Genomic DNA, 25,771 nt, shown 5'->3' on the forward strand with positions numbered 1-25,771 from the left:
ATACCGTTCAGTCCAGACCCGGCGGGGATGCCGGGGAGGACGCCCCTGTATCCGTTGCCCCATGAACCCCCACTTTTGCAGCCCCTCGGCCGGGCATGCGCCCGTGCGCTTCCATGTCTCGTGCCTGTATGGCGCCGTTCTCACGCTGGCTACCGTCACGGGCGCGCAGGCCCAAACGGCCACCCTGGCACCGGTCACCGTGCAGTCCGGTGCCTTCATCGAAACACCCCAGACGCTGACCACGCCCACCAGCACCGGCAGCCGGCTGGGCCTCACGGCGCTGGAAACGCCGGCCTCGGTCGAGGTGCTCGAGGGCGAGACCATCCGCCAGCGCGGTGACCAGTCGATCGCCGACGCCGCCTCGCGCGCCACCGGCATCACGCAGACGGCCTCGGCCGCCGGCGGCGCCCTGGTGGCGCGCGGCTTTGCCGGCAATACCTCGGTGATGCGCCTGTACGACGGCACGCGCCAGTACGTCTCGGGCGGCACCGTCACCTTCCCGTTCGACCCCTGGCAGGCCGAGCGTGTGGAGGTGCTGCGCGGCCCCGCCTCGATCATGTATGGCGAGGGTGCCATCGGCGGCGCCATCAACACCGTGCCCAAGAAGCCCACGCGCGGTGCCATTTCCAACGAGGTGCGCCTGGCCTACGGCTCGCAGGACACAGTGCGCACGGCATTCGGCAGCGGCGGCGCCATCAACGAGCAGTGGTCGTACCGGGTGGACCTGTCGCACAACCGCTCGAACGGCCATGTGGAGCGCAGCGGCTCCAAGTCGCTGGTGGCCGCAGGCGCTTTGCGCTTCGATGCCACGCCCGACCTGCGCTTCACCCTGTCGCACGACTACGGCAACCAGGAGCCCGCGCCTTACTTCGGCATTCCACTGGTCAACGGCCGCATCGACCCGGCACTGCGCAAGGCCAATTTCAACGTGGCCGATGCGTACCTCAAGTTCCGCGACCAGTGGACGCGCCTGGACACGGAGTGGACGCCATCCAGCGCACTCACCCTGCGCAACTCCCTGTACCGCATCGCCTCGGACCGCCACTGGAACAATGCCGAGGGCTATGCCTACGTGCCCGCCACGCGGCGCATCACGCGTTCGGGCTTCATCGGCATCGACTACACGCTGGACCAGGTGGGCAACCGCTTCGACGCCACGCTCAAGCAGCCCATTGCCGGCCTGCCCAACACCCTCACGGTGGGCTTCGACGTGAACCGGCTCGAATACGCCAAGACGCGGGGCGACGGCGCGGCCGCGCAGTCGCTCGACCCCTACCAGTTCGTGCCCGGCAACTTCCCCACCACGGGTGTGACCGTGGGCGAGCTGTTCAAGGCGCAGACCGATACGCGCTCGCTGTTCGTGGAAGACCAGTTGCAGCTCACCAAGCAGCTCTCGCTGGTCACGGGCCTGCGCTGGGATTCGATCTCCTATGGCAAGCAGGATTCCAAGCGCATCGATCCCGATGTGAACAAGGGCTTCAACCACCTGTCGGGCCGCATCGGCGCGGTGTATGCCGTCACGCCGGTCACGTCCGTCTACGCACAGTATTCGACGGCGGCCGACCCGCTGGGCGGCGTGGTCAACACCTCGGCGCAACAGAGCCAGTTCGACCTGGCCACGGGCAGGCAAGCCGAAATCGGCTGGAAGCAACTGTTCGACGACCGCAAGGGCGAGTTCACGCTGGCCGCCTACTGGATCGAGAAGAAGAAGCTGCTGATCCGCGACGCGGTGGACCCCAACCTCTTCCAGCAGGTGGGCGCCCAGTCCTCGCGCGGCATTGAGGCATCGGTCAGCTATGCGCCGGTGTCCACCGTGCGGCTGGACCTCAATGCCGCCGTGCTGGACGCCAAATTCGACGACTTCAACGAAGTGGTCAGCGGCCGCGTGGTCTCGCGCAACGGCAACACCCCGCCCGGCGTGCCCGAGCGCACGGCCAATGCCTGGGCGACCTGGGCCTTCCTGCCCGCGTGGGAGGCGGGCCTGGGCCTGCGCTACGTGGGCGCACGCAAGGTGGACAACGCCAACAGCAGCAGCGCGGCCTCTTTCACCGTGGCCGACGCCAGCCTGCGCTGGGCCGTGCGCCCGGGCACGGTGCTGGCGCTGCATGTCTACAACCTCACGGACCGCATCTACGCGCAGACGCTGTACAGCGGCAACAACCAGTGGATCCTCGGCCGCCCGCGCTCGGCAGAGCTGTCGGCCCATGTGCGCTTCTGATTGCGCAGCGTGAGCCCCGCGCTGCACGCCCTGTGGCGCCCGCTGCGGCGGGCGCTGTACTTCACCCACCGTTGGCTGGGCATTGCCGGCTGCATCCTGTTCGTGCTGTGGTTCGTGTCGGGGCTGGTGATGCTGCATGTGCGCTTTCCTGCGCTCACGCCGCAGGAGCGCATCGATGGCCTGCCGGTGCTGGACCTCGCGCAGGTGACGGTCACACCGGCCGAGGCGCTGGCGCAGCTCCAGCTGGCGGCACTCCGCAGGATGGCGCTGGAGCAGAGCCTGGATGCGCCCGTATGGCGCGTCATCGACGTCAAGGGCAACCACCACGTGGCTTCTGCATCGGCCACGCCGCTAAGCGCGGTCACGCCCGAACGCGCCGAGGCCATTGCACGCGGATTCGCCCGCTCGGCGACGGCGCGCTACCTGGAGACCAGCGTCGATGACCAGTGGACCCTGCCCAATGCCAACAGCTTCGACAAGGCGCGGCCGCTGCACCGCGTCGCCATCGACGACGGCGCAGGCACGGAACTCTACGTGTCGCAGAAGACGGGCGAGGTGGTTCGCGACACCAGCGCCTTCGAGCGCCGCTGGACACTGTTCGGCACGCTGCTGCACTACTACACCTACGCCCCCATCCGCCGGCATGCAGACTTCTGGCGGCAACTGGTGCTGTGGACCTCGGGCCTGGCCATGGTGTCGGCCGGCACCGGGCTCATCGTGGGCGTGCTGCGCGTGCGCCTGCGCCGCCGCTACCGGGGCGATTCGGCCACGCCCTACCGGGGCTTTCTGGCCTGGCACCATGTGCTGGGCCTCATCGGCGGCATCGCCATCCTGACCTGGGTGTTCAGCGGCTGGTTCTCGATGGGTCCCAACCGCTGGCTCTCGCACAGTACGCCGGGCAACGCGGCGGCGAAGTTCGGACAGGCCGGGCCGGAGTTCACGCACGGGCTGCCAGGCCTGCACACGCTGGCCAGCGCCCCATCGCCCGCCAAGGCGGTTGAGGCCGCCTGGTATGGCGGCCGCCCGGTGTGGGTGGTGTCGGACGCCGCCGGCGGGCGCCGCAGCGTGGATGCCGCCACCGGACTGGCTGTGGCGGTCGTGCCCGAGGACCTGGCGAGGGCCACCGCGGCAAGCTACCCAGGCATCGCCGCGGACACCCCGGCGCTGCTGACCGAGCCCGACCGCTACTGGTATGCGCGCCACGTGCCGCCCGTGCTGCCGGTGTGGCGGATCGTGCTGCACGACGACGCGGCCACCTGGCTGCATGTGGACGCTGCCACAGGGCAGTTGCTGTCCACCAGCACCTCAGACAGCCGGCTGCGCCGCTGGCTCTTCAACGGGCTGCACAGCCTGGATTTTCCGCTGTTCCTCAAGACGCCAGCCTGGTACCTGGCGATCTGGGTGCTGTCGCTCGCGGGCCTCGTCGTGTCGGTCACAGGCGTGGTGATTGGCTGGCGCCGGCTGGCGAAATGACCGCCCGCCGGGTGTTCAGCGCGCCTTGGCCTGTGTGGACTGTATGAGCCCCACTTCGCGGGCCACATAGGCGTACTGGCGGCCATGGATGTCGGCCACGGCCCACGCGCTGGCCTTCACCTGCTTGGCGGCGGTGCATTTGGAGACCCGAGGGTCGGGGCCGGAGCTCGCCGTCACTGCCTGCATGAGCGTGGACACATGCGGCTGCTTGGCCTTCTCAAGTGCCCAGTAGCCTGCGGAGCTGTAGGCCTTGCGCAGCATCTCGGCCTGCTGCTCCTGCGACCAGCCGCGCGTGGCCCCGCTGGCCTTGAGCTGGGATTCGAGGCGCGCCCGGTTGCGCAGCGGCCCGTCGCCCACGGTCTTGAGCGCGGCATCGATCTCTGCCTGTGCGGCGGTGAACCGGACACCCGAAGTGCATTCGGTCGGGCTCGCCTGCGCGGCCCATGCCAGGGTGGATCCCAGCAGCAACAGCGATGCGGTGAATCGGGTCAGTGCCATGGTGTCGATGCCCCCGTGCAGGAAGGGGCCGCGCGGGAGCGGCCGAATCGACCAATGTAGCGCGCACTCCACTGCGTGCCAAGGGCTGCGGGCCGCAGGGACTGTGCAGCGCCCCTGGATGATGCGCAAACCAGACACTGCCGCCAGCGCCCCTGGGCCGTGGGGGCTTGGGCAGGCCGGCCCTGCACGGCGGCCGACCAGGCCGTAACATGCCGCCCATGCCCCTGCTCGACCCTGCCCTGATCCGCGACTGGCACGCCCATGTCTACTTCGACGCCGAGAGCCGCGATGCGGCCTGGGCACTGCGCGAGACCATCGCGCGCGAACTGGCGGGCCGGGTGGAGATCGGCCGTTTCCATGAGCGACCCGTGGGCCCACACCCGGTGTGGAGCTACCAGCTCGCCTTCGGCACGGCCGACTTTTCGCACGTTATCGGCTGGCTGGCGCTCAACCACGGCACGCTCGACGTGTTCGCCCATCCCAACACCGGTGACGGCCTGCGCGACCACCGCGATTGCGCGATCTGGCTCGGGCACTCGCACACGCTGAACCTGGTGGGCTTTACCGGCTGAGCGAGCCAGGGCCATGAAAAAAAGCCCACCGGGTGGTGGGCTTTGGCTGGCTGCAGAACCGCAGGGTGCTGCTGCGCCGAGGATGATCAGCGCTCCAAGGCCAGGGACACGCCCATGCCGCCGCCAATGCACAGCGCGGCCACGCCCTTCTTGGCGTCGCGGCGCTGCATCTCGTGCAGCAGGGTCACCAGGATGCGGCAGCCCGACGCACCGATGGGGTGGCCGATGGCAATGGCGCCACCGTTGACGTTGACCTTGGCGGGGTCGATCTCCAGCTCCTTGTTCACGGCGCAGGCCTGGGCAGCGAAAGCTTCGTTGAGCTCGAACAGGTCCACGTCGGCGGCGTTCCAGCCGGCGCGCTGCAGGGCCTTGCGCGTGGCCGACACCGGGCCCATGCCCATGGTGGCGGGGTCCAGGCCGGTGGTGCCGAAGGAGGCGATGCGCGCCAGGGGCTTGAGGCCCAGGGCGGCGGCCTTCTTGGCGCTCATGACCACCACGGCGGCGGCACCGTCGTTCAGGCCCGAGGCATTGCCTGCCGTCACGCTGCCGGCCTTGTCGAAGGCGGGGCGCAGGCCGGCCAGGGCTTCGGCGTTGGTCTTGCGGTTGAGGTATTCGTCGGTGTTGAAGAAGATGGGGTCGCCCTTCTTCTGCGCCAGGGCCACGTCCACGATCTCGTAGGCGAACTTGCCGGCGTCCTGCGCGGCAGCAGCCTTGAGCTGGCTGTTCAGGGCCAATGCGTCCTGCTGCTCGCGGGTGATGCCGTACTGCTTGGCCACGTTCTCGGCCGTGATGCCCATGTGGTACTGGTTGTACACGTCCCACAGGCCGTCGACGATCATGGTGTCGACCAGCTTCCAGTCGCCCATGCGCTGGCCGTCGCGCGAGCCGGGCAGCACGTGGGGTGCCAGGCTCATGCTTTCCTGGCCGCCGGCCACCACGATCTCGCTGTCGCCCCAGGCCACGGCCTGGGCTGCCAGCATCACGGCCTTGAGGCCCGAGCCGCAGACAGCGTTGATGGTGAGGGCAGGCGTCTCCTGCGCCACGCCGGCCTTCATCGAGGCCTGGCGCGCAGGGTTCTGGCCCACGCCGGCCGCCAGCACCTGGCCCATGATGACTTCACCCACCTGGCCGGCAGCCAGGCCCGCGCGCGCGAGGGCTTCGCGGATGACGATGGAGCCCAGCTCCGTGGCGGGTACCTTTGCCAGTGCGCCGCCAAACTTGCCCACCGCCGTGCGGGTGGCCGAAACGATGACGATGTCTTCCATGGAATGTCCTTCTTTCTGGGGGTGGATACGGGCCCATCGGCGGAACAACGGGCCCTGTGCTTTCGGATCTTGCGGTGAATTCTCTCAGGTCTGCAGGCTCAGGCTTTTTGCTTCACATAGCGGCCGGGGGCCGGCTCGATAGCCTTGAACTTGGGGGCCTTGCCATAGCCCTTGGGCGCGGCGATCTGCTTGCCCGCATGGCCCTTGAGCCAGCCGGACCAGTCGGTCCACCAACTGCCGGGGTGTTCGGCCGCGCCCTGCAACCATTGGTCGAGCGTGCCGGGGAACTTGCCGTCGGCGCGGATCCAGTGGCTGCGCTTGCCCTTGGCAGGCGGGTTGATCACGCCGGCGATGTGGCCCGAGGCCCCCATCACGAAGCGCTTCTTGCCCGGCAGCACCTGGGTCGAGGCATAGGCCGCCGTGGCGGGCACGATATGGTCCTCGCGCGAGCCGTAGATGTAGGTGGGCAGGGTGAGCTGACCCAGGTCCATCTTCTCGCCGCAGACGGTCAGCTTGCCCGGTTGGACCAGGCTGTTTTCGAGGTAGAAATTGCGCAGGTACCAGGCATAGAACGGCCCGGGCAGGTTGGTGCTGTCGCTGTTCCAGTACAACAGGTCGAACGGCGGCGGCGTTTCGCCCTTGAGGTAGTTGCCCACCACGTAGTTCCACACCAGGTCGTTGGGGCGCAGGAAACTGAAGGTCGAGGCCAGGTCCTGGCCCTTCATCATGCCGCCGTTGCCCATCTCCATCTCGCGGTACTTCACGAAGGCCTCGTCGATGAAGACGTCGAGGATGCCGGTGTCGGTGAAGTCGATCAGCGTGGTCAGGAAGGTGGCGCTGGCCACGGGCTCGTCGCCGCGCGCGGCCAGAACGGCCAGCGCGTTGCTGAGAATGGTGCCGCCCACGCAGAAACCCAAGGCGTTGATCTGATCGGCGCCGGTGATGTTCTGCACCACGTCGATGGCCGCCATGGCGCCGTCTTCGACGTAGTTGTCCCAGGTCTTTTTCGCCAGGGCGTCGTCGGGGTTGCGCCAGCTCACCACGAAGGTGCGGTGGCCCTCGCTCACCGCATAGCGGATCAGGGAGTTCTCGGGCTGCAGGTCGAGAATGTAGAACTTGTTGATGCACGGCGGCACCAGCAGGAAGGGGCGCTCGTAGACCTTGGCGGTCAGCGGCTTGTACTCGAGCAGCTGGAACAGCTCGTTCTCGAACACCACGGCGCCCTCGGTGGTGGCCACGTTGCGCCCCACCTCGAACAGGCTTTCGTCGGTCATCGAGACATGGCCCTGCTTCAAGTCGTGCAGCAGGTTCTGCATGCCCTTGGCAATGCTCTCGCCTTTGGTTTCGATGGCTTTTTTCTGCGCTTCGGCGTTGAAGGCCAGGAAGTTGCTGGGCGCCATGGCCGCCATCCACTGCTCCACGCCGAAGCGGATGCGTGCGCGGGTCTTTTCGTCGGCCTCGACCGCGTCGGCCAGGCCCATCAGGGTGCGGGCGTTGAGCAGGTAGGCGGCGGCAGAGAAGGCCGCCACCGGGTTGGCGGCCCAGCCTTCGCCGGCAAAGCGCTTGTCCTTGACCTCGGGTTTGCCCTGCAGGCCCTGGGCCCACAAGGCCTTGGCCTCTTCGAGGTACTGCTGCTGCAGGGTCTGCAGCTTGGCAGGCGACAATTGCACGGGTGCTGGTGTGGCCGCACCGGGTGCGGCCAGGTCGATTTTCTGGAAGGATTGGACGGCCTGTGCCCAGCCTTGACCGAAAATCTGCTGGAATTGCTGGGCGCTCTGGTCCCAGATCGATTCTTCTGAACTCATCCCGTCTCCTCTGATGGTGTTCGGCTGCACCGGCACCTTGCCTTCATTGTTGCCCACGCCGCGAGGGCTGGCAACCTGCAACCGCGTTGATCGCGCCAAGAACCCGTAAACACGTTTCCAACACAATGTACCTGATCGTCATCGCCTGGCTCTACGTCACCCTCATGATGGCTGTGGCGGAAGCCACCAACACCACCGGCACGGTGCTCGGGGCCATCGTCACTTTCGTGCTGTACGGGCTGCTGCCCATGGGGATCGTGGTCTACATCATGGGCACGCCCTCGCGCAAACGGGCCATCAAGCAGCGCGAGCAGGCAGAGCAGGCTGCCTGGGATGCCGAGCAGGCGGCACTGCGGGCCGCGCAGGCCGACTCAGCCGCGCCAGATGCAGGCGGCGAAACGCCCGCTGCCGCCCAGGACGGCGGTGTCGCGCCGGTGCGAAAAGAACCGTGAGGCATTGCGCACCGTGCACCAGGGTGCCGTGCCATCGTTGCCATAGACCCCTGTGAGCCCCAGGGCCGCCAGGCGCAGCCGGGCCAGGCCTGCCAGATCGGCGAGGAACTTGCCCCCGGGCTGGGGCACGAAACAGGCCTCGGCGGCGGCATCATGGCCGCAGAACGCCGCGCGCACCTCCGCCCCCACCTCGAAAGCCGTGGGCCCGATGCAGGGCCCCAGCCAGGCAATGACCTCGTTCGCAGGCGCGCCCTCCCCGGCTAGGCGCTGCACCGTGGATTCGAGCACGCCCTGCCCTTGAGCACCGGCCAGGCCGCGCCAGCCGGCGTGGGCGGCAGCCACCACGCTGCCCGCGCGATGGGCCAACAGCACCGGCAGGCAGTCGGCCACCATGATGGTACAGACGGCGCCGGGCGCGGTGGCCAGGCAGGCATCGGCCGCCGTGGCGTCGGGTGTGGCGCCGTCGATGTGCGCCACGTCGGTGCCATGCACCTGGTTCAGGAAAACGGCCCGGGCGCCCGGCGTGGCGGCCTGCAGCACGGACTGCAGCACCTGTCGGTTGGCCTGCACAGCGGCCACATCGTCCCCGACATGGGCGCCCAGGTTCAGGTGTTCATACGGGGCCGCGCTCACGCCGCCAGCGCGTGTGGTGCACAAGGCATGCACGCCGGGCGGCGCAGGCCAGTCGGGTACCAGCCAGTCGGCCGGCAGGGAAGCATCCATGGGAAGCAATCAGGAGCCGGAAGTGCCTGCAGGGTCCTGGTGTTGGTAGACGACCTTGGTCAGCAGGGTCATCAGGACTGCGCGCTCTTCGGCATTCAGGGGGCCCATCAGGCGCTCCTGCACGCGCTGGGCGGCATCGCGCATCTGCAGTGCGGCGGTTTCGCCCTCGGGGGTGATCCACAGCAGCTTGCGGCGCCGGTCGCGGGTGTCGGCCTCGCGGCGCACCCAGCCGCGCTTTTCGAGCCGGCCGATGACCGAGCCCGAGGTGGCGGCATCAAAGGCCACGCGCGAGGCCAGCGTCACCTGGTCCTCGCCCGGCTGGGCCAGCAGCTCGTGCAGGATGGCAAACTGCACCGGGGTCACGTCGAACCCGGCCGTCTCTTCCATGAAAAGCGCCACGGTCCGCTGGTGCGCGCGGCGCACCAGGTGGCCCGGCGTGTTTTGGAAATCGAAGCTCTTTGCCATGGGCGCGAGTGTAGCGCCCCACCCCCAGCAACTGCGGCGCGGGCGTGGCACACTGGCAACAGGCTCGCCTTGCACCGCATCGCCCACAGGGCGTACGTGCATCGGCAGACTCCCCAACACCCTTGAAAGGCAGACATGAGCTATGTGTTTTCCCCCGCGCCGGTGGCCAGCGTGCCCGTGGTGGGCAGCGGCGACCGCTTTCCCGTGCACCGCATCTACTGCGTGGGCCGCAACTACGAAGAGCACGCGAAGGAAATGGGCTTCACCGGCCGTGAGCCGCCGTTCTTCTTCATGAAACCGGCCGACGCCATCGTCGTCGTCGATGCCGGCCAGACCGGCGAGTTGCCCTACCCCAGCCTCACCGCCAACCTGCACCACGAGATCGAGCTGGTAGTGGCCATCGGCAAGGGCGGCAAGGACATCAAGGCTGCCGACGCGTTCTCGCACATCTACGGCTACGCCACGGGCCTGGACATGACGCGCCGCGACCTGCAGAACGACATGAAGAAGCAGGGCCGCCCCTGGTGCATCGGCAAGGGCTTCGATGCCAGCGCCCCCATCGGCCCCATCACACCCGCGGCCCAGGCCGGCGACGTGGCCAAGGCCGGCATCTGGCTGCAGGTCAACGGCACCGACAAGCAGCGCAGTACGGTGGCCCAGCTGATCTGGAACATTGCGGAGACCATCGAGCACCTGTCGGCCGCCTGGGAGCTGCAGCCCGGCGACCTGATCTACACGGGCACGCCCGCGGGCGTGGGCGCCGTGGTGCGCGGCGACACGCTCGAAGGCGGTGTGGACGGCCTCACGGGGATCAAGCTCAAGGTGGTGTAATCCCCATCGCCATCGCCCGCCGCAGGCTCGTCCTGGCGGGCTGTACACTATTATTTTCATAGCTGCGGGCGCCGGTCCAGGCCGGCAGCCCCACGCTTTACCCGCATGACCTTTCGCAGCCCGATCCGACACTGCCGCGCCTGCGGCACCGCCGTGGTGTACCGCCTGCCCGACGATGGCGACACCAAGCTGCGCGCCGTGTGCCCGGCCTGCCACACGGTGCACTACGAGAACCCGCTCAACGTGGTGGGCACGGTGCCTGTGCTGGCCGATGGACGCGTGCTGCTGTGCAAGCGCAACATCGAGCCGCGCTGGGGCAAGTGGACGCTGCCCGCCGGCTTCATGGAGCTGGAGGAGACCACCTCGCAAGGCGCCGCGCGCGAGACCGACGAGGAGGCCGGCGCGCAGATCGAGATGGGCCCGCTGTTCAGCCTGCTCAACGTGCGCCGCGTGGGCCAGGTGCATTTCTTCTACCGCGCCACGCTGCTCAGCGAGGTGTTTGACCCCGGCCACGAGACCATCGAGGCACGCCTGTTCACCGAGGCCGACATCCCGTGGGAAGAGATCGCCTTCCGCACGGTGAAGGAAACGCTGGAGTGCTATTTCGCCGACCGCAAGGCCGGCGCTTTTGGGCTGCACTGCATCGATATCGAGTGAGTCTTGAGAGAGGTCTGCCATGAACAGCACTCCACCCGACAACCTGCCCACCTACCGCCTGCTGACCGGGCCCGATGACGCCGCCTTCTGCAAGCGCGTGAGCGAGGCGCTGGCGCTGGGCTACGCGCTCTATGGATCGCCAGCCGCCACGTTCAACGGCGAGCGCGTGATCGTGGCGCAGGCCATCCTCTGGCCCGGCGCCCAGCACCGATAAGTCCTCTCAGTTATCCATTGCGCTGCGCGCCACCCACGGCGCATGAAACTGGCGCGGCCCAGGCCAGTGCCCCCTCGCAAGGGCCGCCCCGCCGCGAAGGCGGCGTATCCAGCCCTTGCGCTGGGGGCGTCCCCCTCCCGCCTCGCGCAGCGAGACGAGAGAGGGGTGAAGGCGCGAAGCGACTCAGGGGGTGTTTCACTTCAGGGCGGCACCTCGGCCCCTGGCACCTGTCCACCGGGTGGCCGCACGCCGACCGGTGGGGGCATGGCAGGCGACAGCGGCGGCAGCACCATCTGCTCGGCCGGGGGCGTCGGAGAGCGCACAGGCGCTTCAGGCAACGGCAGCAGGTCGGGCTCGCGGATCACGGGCGGCAGGGTGCCTGGGGGCAGCGGTGGCGGGTAGCTGCCGGGCTGTCCAAGCTGGCCAGGCGGTTGGCCCGGGGCATCGCGGCCGAACAGGTCCATCACCCAGCTGCGCATGCCGGCCATGGCATTGCCCACGGCGCTGGTGTCTTGCTCGTCGATGAAGCGGTCCTTGCCGTCGAGCACCTGCGAGCGGAAGGACTGCTGCACGAAGTCACCCACCATGGGCAGCGCGCTGTGGGCGCCCTGCCCCCAGTAGTCGCTGCGCAGGGTCACGCGGCCGTCGTTGAAGCCCACCCAGGCGCCGGCGACCACGCGCGGGTGCATGAGGATGAACCAGCCATCGGTGTTGTCCTGCGTGGTGCCGGTCTTGCCCGCCACGTCGCCCTGGATGCCATAGCGCGTGCGGATGGCGCGGCCCGTGCCCTTGTCGATCACGCCGCGCATGGTGGCGCGCAGCGTCTGCGCCACGCCCACGGGCAGCACCTTCTCGGCCGCGGGCGGGGTGAAGGTCTGCAGCACCTTGCCATGGCGGTCCTCGATGCGCGTGATGAGCACCGGCGACACGTAGCGCCCGGCATTGGCGATGGTGCCGTAGGCCGAGACCATCTCGCGCAGCGTGACCGGGCTGGTACCGAGCGCCAGCGAGGGCACGAGTTCGAGCTTGCTCTCGCGCACGCCCATGGCGCGCGCCAGCTCGGCCACGTGGGCGGGGCCGACCTTGTGCATGAGCTGGGCCGTGATGGTGTTCTTGGACAGGGCCAGGCCGTCGGCCAGGGTCATGGGTTCGTCGCTCGGCGGGCCGCCGTCGGTGGGGCGCCAGACCTGGCCGCCGCCCAGGGGGATTTCCACGGCCTCGTCCATCAGCGTGTCGGTGGGCAGCGCGCCCTGCTCGAAGGCCGCGCCATAGACAAAGGGCTTGAAGGTGGAGCCCGGCTGGCGCCGTGCCTGCTGCACGTGGTCGAACGGGTCCTGGCCGAAATCGCGGCTGCCCACCCAGGCCAGCACGTGGCCGGTGACCGGGTCCATGGCCATGAAACCGGCCTGCACGCGGGTCTTGTTCTGTCGCAGGGTGCGCATGAAGGCGGTATCGGCCACCAGGGTCTTGAGCGCTTCTTCTGGCGTAGCACCCTGCTCCACCGCCGTGCGGTATTCGGGCGTGTCGCGCACGAAGTCCTGCACCAGGTCGGACTGCGGGTTCCACGCGCTGCGCTGGGCCCAGGCGGTGTCGGCAATGCCCTGCAGCTGCTTGCCCTGGCGCGCCACGGCCTGGTTGGCGAAGGCCTGCAGGCGCGAGTCGATGGTGGTGTGCACCAGCAGGCCGTCGGCATGCAGGCTGTAGCCATTGGCGTCGGCCCAGGCGATCAGGGTCTTGCGCAGCTGCTGGGCAAAGTGCGGAGCCAGGCCCGTGGCCTCGCTCTGGCGCTCGAAATCGACGCGCAGGGGGCGTTTTTGCAGGGTGTCGAACTGGGCCTTGTCGAGCTTGTCGCGCTTGACCATCTGCGCCAGCACGGTGTTGCGCCGCGCCTGGGCGCGCTCGGGGTTCATCACCGGGTTGTAGTAGGCCGTGCCCTTGAGCATGCCGATCAGCGTGGCGCTCTCCAGCAGGTTGAGCTTGTCAGCCGACTTGTCGAAATAGGTGCGCGCCGCCATCTCGATACCGTAGGCGTTGTACAAAAACGGCACGGTGTTGAGGTAGGTCTCCAGGATCTCGTCCTTGGAGTAGGACATCTCGATCTTGATCGCGGTGATGGCCTCCTTGAGCTTGCGCGTCAAGGTGCGCGAGCGCCCGATCTCCTCGGGGAACAGGTTGCGCGCCAACTGCTGGGTGATGGTGGAGCCGCCCTGCGGATCCCCGCGTAGCGTGTGCAAGACGGACGAGGCGGTGCGCCGCCAGTCCATGCCCCAGTGCTCGTAGAAGCGGTGGTCTTCGGTGGCGATGAGCGCATTGATCACGTGCGGTGCGATGCGGTTGAGCGCCACCCACTCGCGGTTCGCCCACCGGTATTCAGACAGCACCTTGCCGTCGGCCGAGATCAGTTGCGCAGGACGCTCGGTCTTGGCCTTGGTGATGTCGCTGATGGAGGGAGTGAATGGGATCAGCGCCACGGTGAAAAGCACCAGGGCCAACGGCAGCGCCAGGATGGCCAGCAGCCACTTGCGGCGTGAGGAGCCCTTTGCATAGGCCACCACGCGACGCAGGCCGGCGGCCAGGCGCGCGCCCAGGTTGGTGAGAAGGGGCGGCATCACGCTGCGGGCCCGCCGGCCAGCAGCGCCAGCATGCCCGCCTCGTCGAGCACGGGCACGCCCAGCTCCTCGGCTTTGGCCAGCTTGCTGCCGGCCTCTTCGCCGGCCACCACATAGCTGGTCTTCTTGCTCACCGAGCCCGAGACCTTGGCGCCTGCAGCTTCGAGCATGTCCTTGGCGGCATCGCGGCTCAGGGTGGGCAGCGTGCCGGTGAGCACGATGGTCTTGCCGGCCAGCACCTGGGCACCCTTTTCTGCCGGCGCGCCTTCGGGCCAGGTCAAGCCGCAGGCGCGCAGTTGCTCGATCACTTCGCGGTTGTGCGGCTGCTGGAAGAAGGTGTAGAAGCTTTGCGCCACGATGGGGCCCACGTCGGGCACTTCGAGCAGTTGCTCCACCGTGGCGGCTGTCTCGGCCGTGGCGCCAATCATGGCGTCCAGCGTACCGAAGTGCTTGGCCAGGTCTTTGGCGGTGGATTCGCCCACGTGGCGGATGCCCAGGCCGAAGAGGAAGCGTGGCAGCGTGGTCTGCTTGGACTTTTCGAGCGCGACCAGCACGTTCTGGGCCGATTTCTCGGCCATGCGCTCCAGCGCCACCAGCGAAGTGAGCCCCAGGCGGTACAGGTCGGGCAGCGTGCGGATCACGTTGGCCTCGACCAGTTGGTCCACCAGCTTGTCGCCCAGGCCCTCGATGTCCATGGCGCGGCGTGCGGCAAAGTGCAGGATGGCCTCCTTGCGCTGCGCGGCGCAGAACAGGCCGCCGGTGCAGCGGTGGTTGGCCTCGCCGGGCTCGCGCACCACGTCGCTGCCGCACACGGGGCACTGGCGCGGCATGCGGAAATTGGGCACATAGGCCGGGCGCTGGCCAGGCATCACGCCCACCACCTCGGGGATCACGTCGCCCGCGCGGCGCACGATCACCGTATCACCCACGCGCACCTGCTTCTTGCGGATCTCGAACAGGTTGTGCAGCGTGGCATTGGTCACCGTGACCCCGCCCACGAACACCGGCGCCAGGCGCGCCACAGGGGTCAGCTTGCCGGTGCGCCCGACCTGGATGTCGATGCCCTCCACGCGCGTGGCCATCTCCTGCGCAGGGTACTTGTGGGCCACGGCCCAGCGCGGCTCGCGGGTCTTGAAGCCCAGGTCGCGCTGCAGGTCCAGGCGGTTGACCTTGTAGACCACGCCGTCGATGTCGTAGGGCAGCTGGTCGCGCGAGGCGCCCACCTGCTGGTGAAAGGCCACGAGCTCGGCCGCGCCCTTGGCGATCTGCACCTGCGCCGCCACCGGGAAGCCCCACTCCTTGAGGGTCTGCAGCATCTCGTAGTGCGTGATGAAGGCCTGGCCGCCTTCGTTCACCGGCGTGGTGGCGCCCAGGCCGTAGGCGAAAAAGCTCAGCGGGCGCCGGGCCGAGATGTCCGAATCGAGCTGGCGCACCGCACCCGCCGCGGCGTTGCGCGGGTTCACGAATGTCTTGCCGCCCTGCTCGCGCTGGCGTTCGTTCAAGGCATCGAAATCGGCGCGGCGCATGTAGACCTCGCCGCGCACTTCGAGCAGCGGCGGCACGCCGGCCGGCAGGATCAAAGGGATCTGGCGGATGCGGCGGATGTTGTGGGTCACGTCTTCGCCCACTTCGCCATCGCCGCGCGTGGCGGCCTGCACCAGGCGGCCGCCTTCGTAGCGCAGGCTCATGGCCAGGCCGTCGAACTTGGGCTCGGCCACGTACTCGATCGCCGGGTCGGACTCGGCCAGGCCCAGCTCGCGGCGCACGCGGGCATCGAAGGCCTGGGCGCCCGTGGCCTCGGTATCGGTCTCGGTGTGGATGCTGAGCATGGGCACGGCATGGCGCACCGGCGCCAGGCCGTCCGCGACGCCACCGATCACGCGCTGCGTGGGCGAATCGGGGGTGATGAGGTCGGGGTTCGCCTCCTCCAGGGCCTGCAGCTCACGGAACACCCGGTCGTACTCGGCATCGGGCACCGTGGGCTCGTCGAGTACGTAGTACTGGTGGGCCCAGCGATTGAGCTGGTCGCGCAGCGCGTCGACGGCCTCGGCCGGTTGCAGGGACAGCGCACTGGCTGCGGAGGGATTGGAATCAGTCACCACGGATGGCACCCAGGAAAGTAGGAGGCTCCTGCACGGTTACAGGAATGGCGGCAGGCATGGCGCGCAGCAGAAAGTCGATGACTCGGGCGTCGAGGCGCCCAAACCCCGGGCGCACCTCGATGGGCTCGCCCGCATGGCGCTCGAACACATAGCTGCGCAGGCCAGGCGTGCCTTTGACCACGAGCGCCCGGATGTCCGCCAGCGGCACCTGCACGTGGCCCGGGCGCACATTCTGGGGCATGCTCAGGTAGATCCCTGCGCCATCGATGCGCACCAGCGGCTGCCCCATGGGTCCGAACTTGCGCCGTGCGCGCCAAGCCAAGGCCACCGGTGCAATGACGAAGCCCAGATACCCCAGGATGAAATAATTGGTCCGGCCTGCCAGGGATGCCCTGAGGAACATGCCCACGATGACCAGAAAGCCGATCACGGGCAAGCCGTAGTCGATGAAACGGTTCGAGGGGCGAAACAGCCCCTGGGGCATTTCCACCACCTGCGGAAACAGCACGTGCCACCAGCGCATGGGATCTCCTTTCGGCCCGGGATGCCCGGCCACTCAGCTGAACAGGCGCCGCGCCAGCACCGAGCCGGCCGACAGCTCGCGCCCGTCGAGCTGGTCGTACAGCAGCTCCAGGTCGGCCGCGATCGGGTCCATGGCCATGGCGGGCAGCGGGTGGCCGTTCTGGTCGCAGAGCACGCCGTCCATGGCCTCGCACAGCGCGGCGGCCACTTCGCGCAGGCGCGTGAACGGCTGTTCGCCGCGATGCACCTGGGAGACATCCAGGCTCAGGGTCACGTCGCGGATGGCGGACTGGTCCGGGTCATCGGCCAGTGCGGCCTGCGTGTCGTAGCCCAGGGTGAGCAGCGGCGGCAGGCCCGGGCTGCCAGTGGGCAGCACCAGGCGGCCTGGCATGGCAGCGGACACGAAGCCCAGGCGCGCGGCGTTCTGGTGGATGTAGCCGGGGCTCCAGGCGGCCTGGCGTGCGCGCAGCATGAAGGCCAGTTGCGCATCGTGGTCGCTGGCGAACTGGTCGAGCTCGCGGGCACGGGCCACTTCCTGCAGCATGTCGGGAAAGTCGGGGGCGGCGTTCACCGCATCGGCAAAGGCCTGGGCCTTGACCACGAATTCGGAGTATTCGATCTCGTTGAGCGCGCCCATGCGGTTGGCCAGCTGCACGCCAGCCTGGAAGCTCTGGTAGCGCTGGCCAGGCGACGGCGTCTCCCACTGCTGGGTGGCTTCGTTGTAGCCTTCGATGGCAAATGGCTTGCTGCCCGCGCGGCGGGTGGGCGGCATGGCGGCCAGCGCGGCATCGCCTGAAACGATGAGCTCAGGCTGCAAGGTGGCGATCACGTCGATCAGCGGGTCGAGCCCCGGCCGGCGCTCCAGCGACATCGGCGGCACCGGCATCTGCAGCGCATCGAGCACGTCCACCGTGTGCACCGAGGGGTCGGGGCCGCGGTCCAGGCTGTCCAGTTCCGCCGCCGTGAGCTGGGTGGCACCGGCATCGAAACCGGGCTCCTGGCGCAGCGCCGGGTCGGCCCCGTGCTCGGGCTCCTCGGGCGAGGCGCGCCGCGGCGCGTTGCGGTGCGACGTCCAGGCGTTGTAGGCCACGATGAGGGCCAGCACCAGGCCGCCGATGATCGCCAGACTCAGTTGCAATGTGCTCATAGATCTCGGTCCGGTCAGTGCCCGGCGGGAAGGCTGCGGAAGCTTGTCTTGGTCATCATGTCATGCATCGGCCATCGAAAGGGCCGATTCCATGTCCACTGCCACGATGCGCGAGACGCCCTGCTCCTGCATGGTCACGCCGATCAGTTGTTCGGCCATTTCCATGGCGATCTTGTTGTGGCTGATGAACAGGAACTGCGTGCTCTTGCTCATGCTGGAGACCAGCTTGGCATAGCGCTCGGTGTTGGCGTCGTCCAGCGGCGCGTCCACCTCGTCCAGCAGGCAGAACGGTGCGGGGTTGAGCTGGAAGATGGCGAACACCAGCGCAATCGCCGTGAGCGCCTTCTCGCCACCCGACAGCAGGTGGATGGTCTGGTTCTTCTTGCCGGGTGGCTGCGCCATCACCTGCACGCCGGAGTCAAGGATTTCGTCGCCGGTGATGATGAGCCGGGCCTGGCCGCCACCGAACAGCTCGGGGAACATGCGCCCGAAATGGCCGTTGACAGTGTCGAAGGTGCCCGAGAGCAACTGGCGCGTTTCGCCGTCGATCTTGCGGATCGCGTCTTCGAGCGTGTTCATGGCCTCGGTCAGGTCGGCCGTCTGTGCGTCGAGGAAGATCTTGCGCTCGCTGGCCAGCTTGAGTTCGTCCAGCGCCGCCAGGTTCACCGCGCCCAGGGCCGCGATCTCGCGGTGCAGGCGGTCGATTTCGCCCTGCAGGCCAGAGACGCGCACGTTGCCGTCGGCGATCGACTGGGCCACGGCCTCCAAGTCGGCCTGGGCATCGGCCAGCAAGGTGGTGTACTGCTCCAGGCCCAGGCGCGCGGCCTGCTCCTTGAGCTGGAATTCAGTGATGCGCGCGCGCAGCGGGTCGAGCGCGCGTTCGAGCTGCATGCGCCGCTCGTCGCTGGCGCGCAGCTTGGCGGTCAGGTCGTCGTACTCGCCACGCTGGGCAGACAGGGCCTTCTCGCGCTCCATCTTCACGTCCAGCGCGGCCTGCAGGCCGCCCTGGGCGGCCGCGTCGGACAGGCGGGCCAACTCATCGCGGGCGCGCTGCTGCTCGTCGGTGAGCGAGGCGGCCTGCTGGTTCGCCGTCTCGATGGAACGGTTGAGTTCGCCGCGGCGCGCCTCCAGGCTGCGCTGCGAGAAGGTGGCCTCCTGCGCCTGGCGCTCCAGCGTGCGCTGCTGCTCGCGGCAGGCGGCCAGCTTGCGCTCGGCCTCGATCACGCGGTCGCCCAGTTGCGCCTCGCGCTCCTGGCTGTCGGCCAGCTGCATGTCCAGCTCTTCAAAGCGGGCTTCGGCGGCCACGCGGCGCTCCTGCAGGTCCGCCAATTGCGCCTCGATCTCGGCGATGTCGGCACCGATCTGTGCGCTGCGCGCACGTGTCTGCTCGGCCAGTTGGGTCAGGCGCAGGGTCTCCACCTGCAGCTCGTGGGCCCGGCTCTGGGCCTCGGTGGCCTCGCGGCGGGCGCCCACCAGGCGCTGCGAGGCGTCGGCATAGGCGGCCTCGGCGCGGACCAGCGCGGTGCGCGACTCCTCGGCGATCAGGGCCTGGGCGCGCAGCTCCTTCTCCAGGTGCTCGATCTCCTGCGCGCGGGCCAGCATGCCCGACTGCTCGGAGTCCTGCGCATAGAAGCTCACGCTGTGCGCGCTGACGGCATGGCCCGAGGGCACGAACACCACCTCGCCCGGTAGCAGCGTGCTGCGGCGGTTCAGCGCTTCATCGAGCGTGGGGGCGGTATAGCAGCCCTGCAGCCAGTCGACCAGCACGGCACGCAGGCCGGCATCGTTCAGGCGCAGCAGGTCGGACAGGCGCGCATGCGGCGAAGCCGTCTCGGGCGTGCCGGCGGAAGGCATGCTGTAGAACGCCAGGCGGGCCGGGGGCGCATCGGTGCCGCCCGAGCCCAGGAAGCCGCGCACCATGTCCAGGCGCCCGACTTCGAGTGCGGCCAGGCGCTCGCGCAGCGCGGCTTCAAGCGCGTTTTCCCAGCCCGGTTCGATGTGGATGCGGCTCCACAGGCCTTGCAGGCTATCGAGGCCGTGCTTGGCCAGCCAGGGGCGCAGCTTGCCATCGGTCTTGACCTTTTCCTGCAAGGCTTTGAGGGCTTCCATGCGGGCAGACAAATCTGCCTGGCGCGCGCTTTCGCTGTTCACGGCCTGCTGGCGGGCGCGGCGGTCGTCGTCCAACTGCGGCACGGCCTCCTGCAGCTCGGCCAGGCGGGCCTCGGTAGTCTCGGCCAGTTCCTGGGCCTCGTCCAGTTGCTCCTGCAGGTTGGCCAGGCGCGCCTCGTCGGGCGCGGCCAGGGCATTGCGGTCGGCGCGCAGGCGCTCGTAGCGGCCATCGAATTGGCGGCTTTGCTCGTCGATGCTGCGCTGCTCGGCGGCCAGCACGCCGATCTGCTGCTGCACCTGGACCACGCTGGCGCGCTGCTCAGAGGTGCGGCTTTGCGCCTGGCGCAGGGCGTCTTCGAGGTCGGGCAGCTGCATGGCCTGCTCTTCGACCTGGGCGGCCAGCAGTTCGGCGCGCTCCTCGGCGTCCACACCGGCACCGGCGAGATTTTCGAGCTCGATGTCGGCCTCTTCCTTGCGGGCGGACCACTGGGCAATCTGCTCGGCCAGCGTCACCAGGCGCTGCTCCACGCGCAGGCGGCCTTCCACCACGTAGCGGATCTCGGCCTCCAGGCGCCCCACTTCGGACGTGGCCTCGTAGAGCTTGCCCTGGGCCTGGTTGACGTGGTCGCCAGCGGCATAGTGCGCCTGGCGGATGGTCTCGAGGTCGGACTCGACGGCGCGCAGGTCGGCCATGCGCGATTCGAGGTCGTTCACGGCCTGCAGGCCATCCAGGCGCACCTTGGCCTGGTCGGCCTCGGCATCGGCGCGCTTCAGGAACCACTGCTGGTGCTGCTTGAGCGTGGCGTCGGCGTTCAGCGCGTTGTATTTGGCGGCCACCTCGGCCTGCTTTTCGAGCTTTTCGAGGTTGGCGTTGAGCTCGCGCAGGATGTCTTCCACCCGCGTGAGGTTCTCGCGCGTGTCCGAGAGGCGGTTTTCCGTCTCGCGGCGGCGCTCTTTGTACTTGGAGACGCCGGCAGCCTCTTCGAGGAACAGGCGCAGCTCTTCGGGGCGCGACTCGATGATGCGGCTGATGGTGCCCTGGCCGATGATGGCGTAGGCGCGCGGCCCCAGGCCCGTGCCCAGAAACACGTCCTGCACGTCGCGCCGGCGCACGGGCTGGTTGTTCAGGTAGTAGCTGCTGGTGCCGTCGCGCGTGAGCACGCGGCGCACCGCCACCTCGCCGTACTGGCCCCACTGGCCACCGGCGCGGTGGTCGGAGTTGTCGAACACCAGCTCCACGCTGGCGCGGCTGGCCTGCTTGCGCGTGGTGGTGCCGCTGAAGATCACGTCCTGCATGGACTCGCCGCGCAGCTCGCTGGCCTTGCTCTCGCCCAGCACCCAGCGCACCGCATCCATGATGTTGGACTTGCCGCAGCCGTTGGGGCCCACCACGCCCACGAGTTGCCCCGGCAGCATGAAGTTGGTGGGCTCAGCGAAGGACTTGAAGCCGGAAAGCTTGATGGAGGTGAGACGCACGTGTCAGGGACAGACAGGAAATGGGTGGGCGAACGAACGCCAGGCGGAAAAACACCGGCAAATGCAAAGCGGGATGATACCGCGGCGCCTACTGGCTCCTGCGGAGGGAAGCCCCCTTGCAGCCAATCCCGGAGGTCCTGTCGGCAATATTTAACAAATATTGATCCTACCGCTTGCCTGGCATGCGCTTGCAGCTATCAATTTTGCACAGCGGGACGGATGGGTTTCACTGCACCACGCGCACCTGGTTGCGCCCCTGCGATTTGGCGTCGAAGAGTGCCTGGTCGGCGCGCGCGATGGCCTGCGCCAGGTGCTGCATCGCAAGCACCTCACAGGCGCCGATGGAGACGCTCAGTGGCTCAGGCTCGGTGACCCCCTCCACCCCGCGGCGCAGCTTCTCGGCGACCTTGAGGGCGTCGGCCAGCGGGGTCTGGGGCAGGCAGACCAGGAATTCCTCACCGCCCCAGCGGATGATCTCGTCGCCCCGGCGCAGGGCATCCCGCAGCACCCGGGCCACGGCCTGCAGCGCCGCGTCGCCCGCATCGTGGCCGAAACGGTCGTTGATGCTCTTGAAATGGTCCAGGTCCAGCATCAGGATGGACGAGGCCGGCTCGAACAGCGAAGTGCGGTACAGCCGCCGGTCGATCAGGTCCAGGGCGTGCCGGTTGAGCAGGCCGGTGAGCGCATCGTGGTAGGCCGCGCGTTCCAGCTCAACACGCTCGGCGGCCACCGTCATGAGCGAACCGAACAGCTCGGCCAGCCCCGAGAAGAGCCCCACCCCCAGGTCGTCGAAGTAGCCATCGCGGTCCGCATACAGCACGAACATGCCGCTGTAGCCATTGAAGGTGGAGCGGATCGGCAGTGCCAACACGTGGCGGATGCCATGCTCGCGCGCGGCCTCGCGCCACGGGCCGTACAGCGAATACTGCGACACCGTGAAGGCCTGCGCAGGCTTGCCGTCCAGGGTGGAGAAGGCCGGGCCGATCTGCGTGAGCAGGTTGCGCTCGATGTGCAGTGCCTCGGCATATGCGACCGCCGGGCCGGCGAACACCTGGGGGCGGATGGATTGCGTGTCCGAAGGGCCGAACCAGGTCCAGGCCAGGCGGATATGGGGCGTGACCTCGACGATCGCCTGGCAGATGCCGCGGATGATCTCCAGCTCGCCCCGCCCGAGGATCAGCTTGGCAGAACTCTTGAGCAGCATTTCGGCAATGGCCGACTTCTCGCGCTGGGCATCGAACGCCTCGGGAGGTGGCTGGGCCTGGCGCTGCGATCGCCTCGTATTGAATAGCATGGCGCGGGTCAGATGGTGCAAAGGGCTTGTGCAGCCGGTGGCAAGCTCATGCCAGGGGCAGGCCCGGGGCGTTATGCCGGCGCACCAATTCCTCGAACTCGGCCACCTGCAAAGGAGGGCTGAGCAGATAACCCTGCCAGGCATGGCAGTTGTTGCGCGCCAGGAACTCGCGCTGGGCCTCGGTCTCCACGCCTTCGGCGATCACGCGCAGGCCCAGGCTGGTGCCCAGCGCCACCACGGTGCGGGCGATGGCCGCGTCGTTGGGGTCGGTGAGCACGTCGCGCACGAAGCTCTGGTCGATCTTGAGCTGGTCCAGCGGCAGCCGCTTGAGGTAGGACAGCGACGAGTACCCGGTGCCGAAGTCGTCCAGCGAAAAACCGACCCCATAGGCCTTGAGCTGGCCCATCTTGGCGATGGTGTCTTCCACGTCCGAGAGCAGCAAGCCCTCGGTCATCTCCAGCTTGAGGCGGTTGCCGTCGGCGCAAGCACCCGCCAGCGCGGCCAGCACCTGGGCCACGAAGCCGCTCTGGTGGAACTGCCGCGGGCTCACGTTCACGGCCAGGCCCAGGCCCGCCAGGGCGGGTTCATGTGCCCAGCGGGCCAGCCGCTGGCAGGCCACCTGCAGCACCCATTCGCCCAGCGGCAGGATCAGGCCGTTCTCCTCGGCCAGCGGAATGAACTGCGCCGGCGAGACGAAGCCGTCGCGCGGGTGGCGCCAGCGCAGCAGCGCCTCGGCACCGGTGATGCGGCCCTGGTCGATCTGCGCCTGGTAGTACAGCTCGAACTGGCCCTGGGCCATGCCCACGCGCATGTCCAGCTCCATGGCCGCGCGGGCGCTCACGGCGGCCTGCATCTGCGGGTCGTAAAAGCGCAGCGTGTCGCGCCCTGCCGACTTGGCCTGGTACATGGCCAGGTCGGCGCGGCGCAGCAGCTCGTCCACCGTCTCGCGCACGCCGCTGAACAGGGTCACGCCCATGCTCAGCGAGCTGTGGTGCGCCTCGGCGCCAATGGCGTAAGGTTCACGCAGCACGGCCAGAATGCGCTGGCCGGCCTCCTCGCAGCGTGCGGCGGCCTCCTCGGGCGTGGCGCCCAGGTCTTCGAGCAGCACCACGAATTCGTCGCCGCCCTGGCGCGCCACGGTGTCGTCCTCGTGCACGCAGGCGCGCAGGCGGTTGGCCACCTGCAGCAGCAAGGTGTCGCCCTTGTCGTGGCCCTGGGTCTCGTTCAGGGTCTTGAAGTTGTCGAGGTCGAGCAGCAGCAGCGCGCCGTGGCTCTGGTGGCGCGCGCTGGTGGCCAATGCCTGCTGCAGCCGGTCGATGAGCAGGCGGCGGTTGGGCAACTGCGTCAGCGGGTCATAGTAGGCCAGGTTCTTGATTTCATGCTCGGCCGCCTTGCGCTGGCTCAGGTCTTGCAGGGTGACGAGGTGGTCGTCCCCGATGCGCACGCCGGCCACCTCCACCGGGCGCACCACGCCGTCGCGGCACAGGAAGTGGTATTCGGCGGCGGCGATGATGCCGTCGCTGTCGTCCGCGCGCTGGCGCTCCTCGCGCCAGGCATTGCGCATCACCTCGCGCTCCTCGGGGTCGGGGTAGGTCTTTTGCCACCACACGTCCACATTGGGCACGTCCTGGGCGGTATAGCCGCAGATCTGCAGGAAGCGCTCGTTGCGAAACGAGATGGTGCCGTCCTTTTGCACCAGGCACAGCCCCATGGGCAGGCGCTGCAGAATGCCGCGCAGGTGCGCCTCGTTGCCGCGCAGCGTGTGCTCCATGCGCTTGCGCTCGCTGATGTCCTGCACCACGGCCATGTGGAAGTCGGGTTCAGTGCCCGGCGTCCACATGGGCGAAACCGTCAGGTCCACCCAGATCTCGGAGCCGTTCTTGTGGAAGTACCGCTTTTCCATGCGGAACTCGTGGATCTCGCCGGACTTGAGGCGCTCCATCTGGGCCAGATCGAGCGCCAGGTCCCCGGGCTGGCTGATGGCCCGGAAATCGAGCGCACGCATCTCCGGCACCGAGTAGCCCAGGATGTCGCAGTATTTCTGGTTGATGCGCACGAAGCGCCCGCTTTGGGTATCGATCTGCGCCACGCCCACGGCGGCCTGATTGAACAGGGCGCGAAAGCGGTCTTCACTTTCGCGCCGGGCCTCGTCAGACACCTGCGCACGCGCCAGGGCCTGCGTGCGCTGGCGCGCCAGCAGCGTGACCAGTGCCGCCAGCAGCAACGACACCAGGGCCCCCGAAGCCCCTGCCGCCCAGGGCAGGCTGCGCTCGGAGAGCGACAGCAGTGACTGCGTGGGCATGAAGCGCAGGCGCCAGCGCCGGTCGTGCACCAGGATATCGCGCTCATAGGGCACCGAGCCCGGCAAGGCCTCTGCGGTGGGCGGCAGCAGCACGCGCACCGTGGTGTCGGTGGCGCCGGGGCGGGAGGGCCCCTGGTCGGTGATGGAGACCGCTATGCCATTGAGCAGGCCCTCGCCGCGCATGAAGCGCACCAGGTCATAGACCCGGATGGTGGCGGCCACGGCCCCGATGAACACCTGCGGCTTGAGATCGGTCACACCCGAACGGTCGAACACTGGCACGCGGATCACGAAGGCCGTGCGGTGTGTCTGCTCCTGCACCAGGTCGAACGGGGCCGAGGCCACAGTGTGGCCGCTGTCACGGCTGTACTGCATGGCCGCCAGGTTGGTGGGCTGGGCACTGATGTCGAGGCCCAGCACGGCCTCGTTGCCCTTCATGGGCCACAGGTACTCGGCCACGAAGTACTCGGGGCGCTCGCCGGGCGGACGGATCGAAAACTCGGGATAGCCGGCGGGGTTGATCGAGGTGTCGCCCCGCACACGGGCTTCGTAGTCGGCTTTCTCGGCCAGCGCCACCCGGCGTGTGAACGACAGGTTGCGCACGCCGGGGTAGCGCTCGGAGATGTCGAGCTCGCTGGCCACCTGTTCGAACTCGGCCCGCGTGAGCTTTGGATTGGCAGAAAACAGTCCGCGCAGGCCATGCACGATTTCCGTGTGCGTAGCGATGCGCTGGACCAGCGCGTCGGTGAACAGCCGTGTCTCCTGCGTGAGGCGCGCCTTGGCCACGGCATCGGTGGCATCGGCCTGCTGCCGCGCCAGGCCGAAGCTCAGCAGCAAGCCAGCCGCAGCCACGCCCAGGCCAGGCAACCAATGCCGGTAGAAGCCGTTGAGGGGTAGCAAAGCCATTGAGAGCAGGGAGTCAGCGAAAGCCAGACAGGGTTGCACACGGCGTACCAGGGCACTGCCGCAACAGCCCCTGAGGATAGCGGGATTCGGCCCCTCATCCGGCATGCAAGGGTCCACATCTTGTAACAACG

At 68.4% G+C, this 25,771-nt stretch carries 19 protein-coding genes; 7 read left to right on the forward strand and 12 right to left on the reverse strand.

The annotated features are described in order from the left end of the window. The first annotated feature begins 61 nt into the window (after window positions 1-61). Window positions 62-2,218: a TonB-dependent siderophore receptor gene (locus tag ASE28_RS17765; RefSeq protein WP_057267815.1), complete on the forward strand. Its 2,157-nt coding sequence runs from the start codon at window positions 62-64 to the stop codon at window positions 2,216-2,218. A 9-nt stretch (window positions 2,219-2,227) separates the two neighbouring features. Continuing rightward, on the forward strand, window positions 2,228-3,691 hold the full coding sequence (locus ASE28_RS17770; protein WP_057203217.1) for a PepSY-associated TM helix domain-containing protein: 1,464 nt from the start codon (window positions 2,228-2,230) through the stop codon (window positions 3,689-3,691). A gap of 15 nt (window positions 3,692-3,706) precedes the next feature. Here the strand turns inward: ASE28_RS17770 and ASE28_RS17775 are convergent, their stop codons facing one another. Beyond that, window positions 3,707-4,189, reverse strand: coding sequence for a hypothetical protein (locus ASE28_RS17775; RefSeq protein WP_057267816.1), 483 nt, complete (start codon window positions 4,187-4,189; stop codon window positions 3,707-3,709). 218 nt (window positions 4,190-4,407) lie between these two features. On the opposite strand from ASE28_RS17775, the gene ASE28_RS17780 reads away from it, so the two are divergent. Then, window positions 4,408-4,761 (forward strand): DOPA 4,5-dioxygenase family protein, encoded by a 354-nt coding sequence (locus ASE28_RS17780; RefSeq protein ID WP_057267871.1) that lies wholly within the window; start codon window positions 4,408-4,410, stop codon window positions 4,759-4,761. Window positions 4,762-4,847: 86 nt separating this feature from the next. Here ASE28_RS17780 and ASE28_RS17785 read toward each other — a convergent pair whose 3' ends face one another. Together ASE28_RS17785 and ASE28_RS17790 are read right to left on the reverse strand one after the other, a co-directional pair. Then, on the reverse strand, window positions 4,848-6,026 hold the full coding sequence (locus tag ASE28_RS17785) for an acetyl-CoA C-acetyltransferase (RefSeq protein ID WP_057203220.1): 1,179 nt from the start codon (window positions 6,024-6,026) through the stop codon (window positions 4,848-4,850). Between the two features lie 98 nt (window positions 6,027-6,124). Then, window positions 6,125-7,831, reverse strand: coding sequence for an alpha/beta hydrolase (locus tag ASE28_RS17790; protein WP_057267872.1), 1,707 nt, complete (start codon window positions 7,829-7,831; stop codon window positions 6,125-6,127). Window positions 7,832-7,956: 125 nt separating this feature from the next. Here ASE28_RS17790 and ASE28_RS17795 point away from each other — a divergent pair, with 125 nt between their 5' ends. Then, window positions 7,957-8,283: a hypothetical protein gene (locus ASE28_RS17795; RefSeq protein ID WP_057267817.1), complete on the forward strand. Its 327-nt coding sequence runs from the start codon at window positions 7,957-7,959 to the stop codon at window positions 8,281-8,283. On the opposite strand, the gene pgeF is transcribed toward ASE28_RS17795, so the two are convergent. After that, window positions 8,203-9,006, reverse strand: a complete 804-nt coding sequence (pgeF, locus tag ASE28_RS17800) for a peptidoglycan editing factor PgeF (protein ID WP_057267818.1) — start codon at window positions 9,004-9,006, stop codon at window positions 8,203-8,205. The two genes, ASE28_RS17795 and pgeF, sit on opposite strands and share 81 nt — an antisense overlap. A gap of 9 nt (window positions 9,007-9,015) precedes the next feature. After that, a complete protein-coding gene (locus ASE28_RS17805; protein WP_057267819.1) occupies window positions 9,016-9,471 on the reverse strand; it encodes a MarR family winged helix-turn-helix transcriptional regulator in 456 nt (151 codons plus the stop codon). A gap of 135 nt (window positions 9,472-9,606) precedes the next feature. Here ASE28_RS17805 and ASE28_RS17810 point away from each other — a divergent pair, with 135 nt between their 5' ends. From ASE28_RS17810 to ASE28_RS17820, 3 genes are all read left to right on the forward strand, one after another. After that, window positions 9,607-10,302, forward strand: a complete 696-nt coding sequence (locus ASE28_RS17810) for a fumarylacetoacetate hydrolase family protein (RefSeq protein WP_057267820.1) — start codon at window positions 9,607-9,609, stop codon at window positions 10,300-10,302. A 105-nt stretch (window positions 10,303-10,407) separates the two neighbouring features. Continuing rightward, window positions 10,408-10,959, forward strand: a complete 552-nt coding sequence (locus ASE28_RS17815; protein ID WP_057267821.1) for an NUDIX hydrolase — start codon at window positions 10,408-10,410, stop codon at window positions 10,957-10,959. A gap of 19 nt (window positions 10,960-10,978) precedes the next feature. Then, complete coding sequence (locus tag ASE28_RS17820) at window positions 10,979-11,173, forward strand: DUF1737 domain-containing protein (protein WP_057267822.1); 195 nt, start codon at window positions 10,979-10,981, stop codon at window positions 11,171-11,173. A gap of 200 nt (window positions 11,174-11,373) precedes the next feature. On the opposite strand, the gene ASE28_RS17825 is transcribed toward ASE28_RS17820, so the two are convergent. The 7 genes from ASE28_RS17825 to ASE28_RS17855 form a co-directional block, all read right to left on the reverse strand. Continuing rightward, window positions 11,374-13,782, reverse strand: coding sequence for a penicillin-binding protein 1A (locus tag ASE28_RS17825; protein WP_057267823.1), 2,409 nt, complete (start codon window positions 13,780-13,782; stop codon window positions 11,374-11,376). Next, window positions 13,782-15,881: an NAD-dependent DNA ligase LigA gene (gene ligA, locus ASE28_RS17830; RefSeq protein WP_057267873.1), complete on the reverse strand. Its 2,100-nt coding sequence runs from the start codon at window positions 15,879-15,881 to the stop codon at window positions 13,782-13,784. Before ligA ends, ASE28_RS17825 begins: the two co-directional genes overlap by 1 nt. Continuing rightward, window positions 15,874-16,407 carry a hypothetical protein gene (locus ASE28_RS17835; RefSeq protein WP_057203229.1) on the reverse strand — a complete coding sequence of 178 codons (534 nt, stop codon included), beginning with the start codon at window positions 16,405-16,407 and terminating at the stop codon, window positions 15,874-15,876. The genes ligA and ASE28_RS17835 overlap by 8 nt, the downstream gene beginning before the upstream one ends. 33 nt (window positions 16,408-16,440) lie before the next feature. Continuing rightward, window positions 16,441-17,553 carry a hypothetical protein gene (locus ASE28_RS17840; RefSeq protein ID WP_057267824.1) on the reverse strand — a complete coding sequence of 371 codons (1,113 nt, stop codon included), beginning with the start codon at window positions 17,551-17,553 and terminating at the stop codon, window positions 16,441-16,443. A 60-nt stretch (window positions 17,554-17,613) separates the two neighbouring features. Further along, entirely contained in the window at window positions 17,614-21,138 is a 3,525-nt protein-coding gene (gene smc / locus ASE28_RS17845) for a chromosome segregation protein SMC (RefSeq protein ID WP_057267825.1), read from the reverse strand. A 226-nt stretch (window positions 21,139-21,364) separates the two neighbouring features. Next, complete coding sequence (locus tag ASE28_RS17850) at window positions 21,365-22,432, reverse strand: diguanylate cyclase (protein WP_057267874.1); 1,068 nt, start codon at window positions 22,430-22,432, stop codon at window positions 21,365-21,367. Between the two features lie 46 nt (window positions 22,433-22,478). After that, window positions 22,479-25,640: an EAL domain-containing protein gene (locus tag ASE28_RS17855; protein WP_057267826.1), complete on the reverse strand. Its 3,162-nt coding sequence runs from the start codon at window positions 25,638-25,640 to the stop codon at window positions 22,479-22,481. Between the last annotated feature and the right edge of the window lie 131 nt (window positions 25,641-25,771).

This window comes from Acidovorax sp. Root219, from assembly GCF_001428665.1.
Classification (GTDB): domain Bacteria; phylum Pseudomonadota; class Gammaproteobacteria; order Burkholderiales; family Burkholderiaceae_C; genus Acidovorax.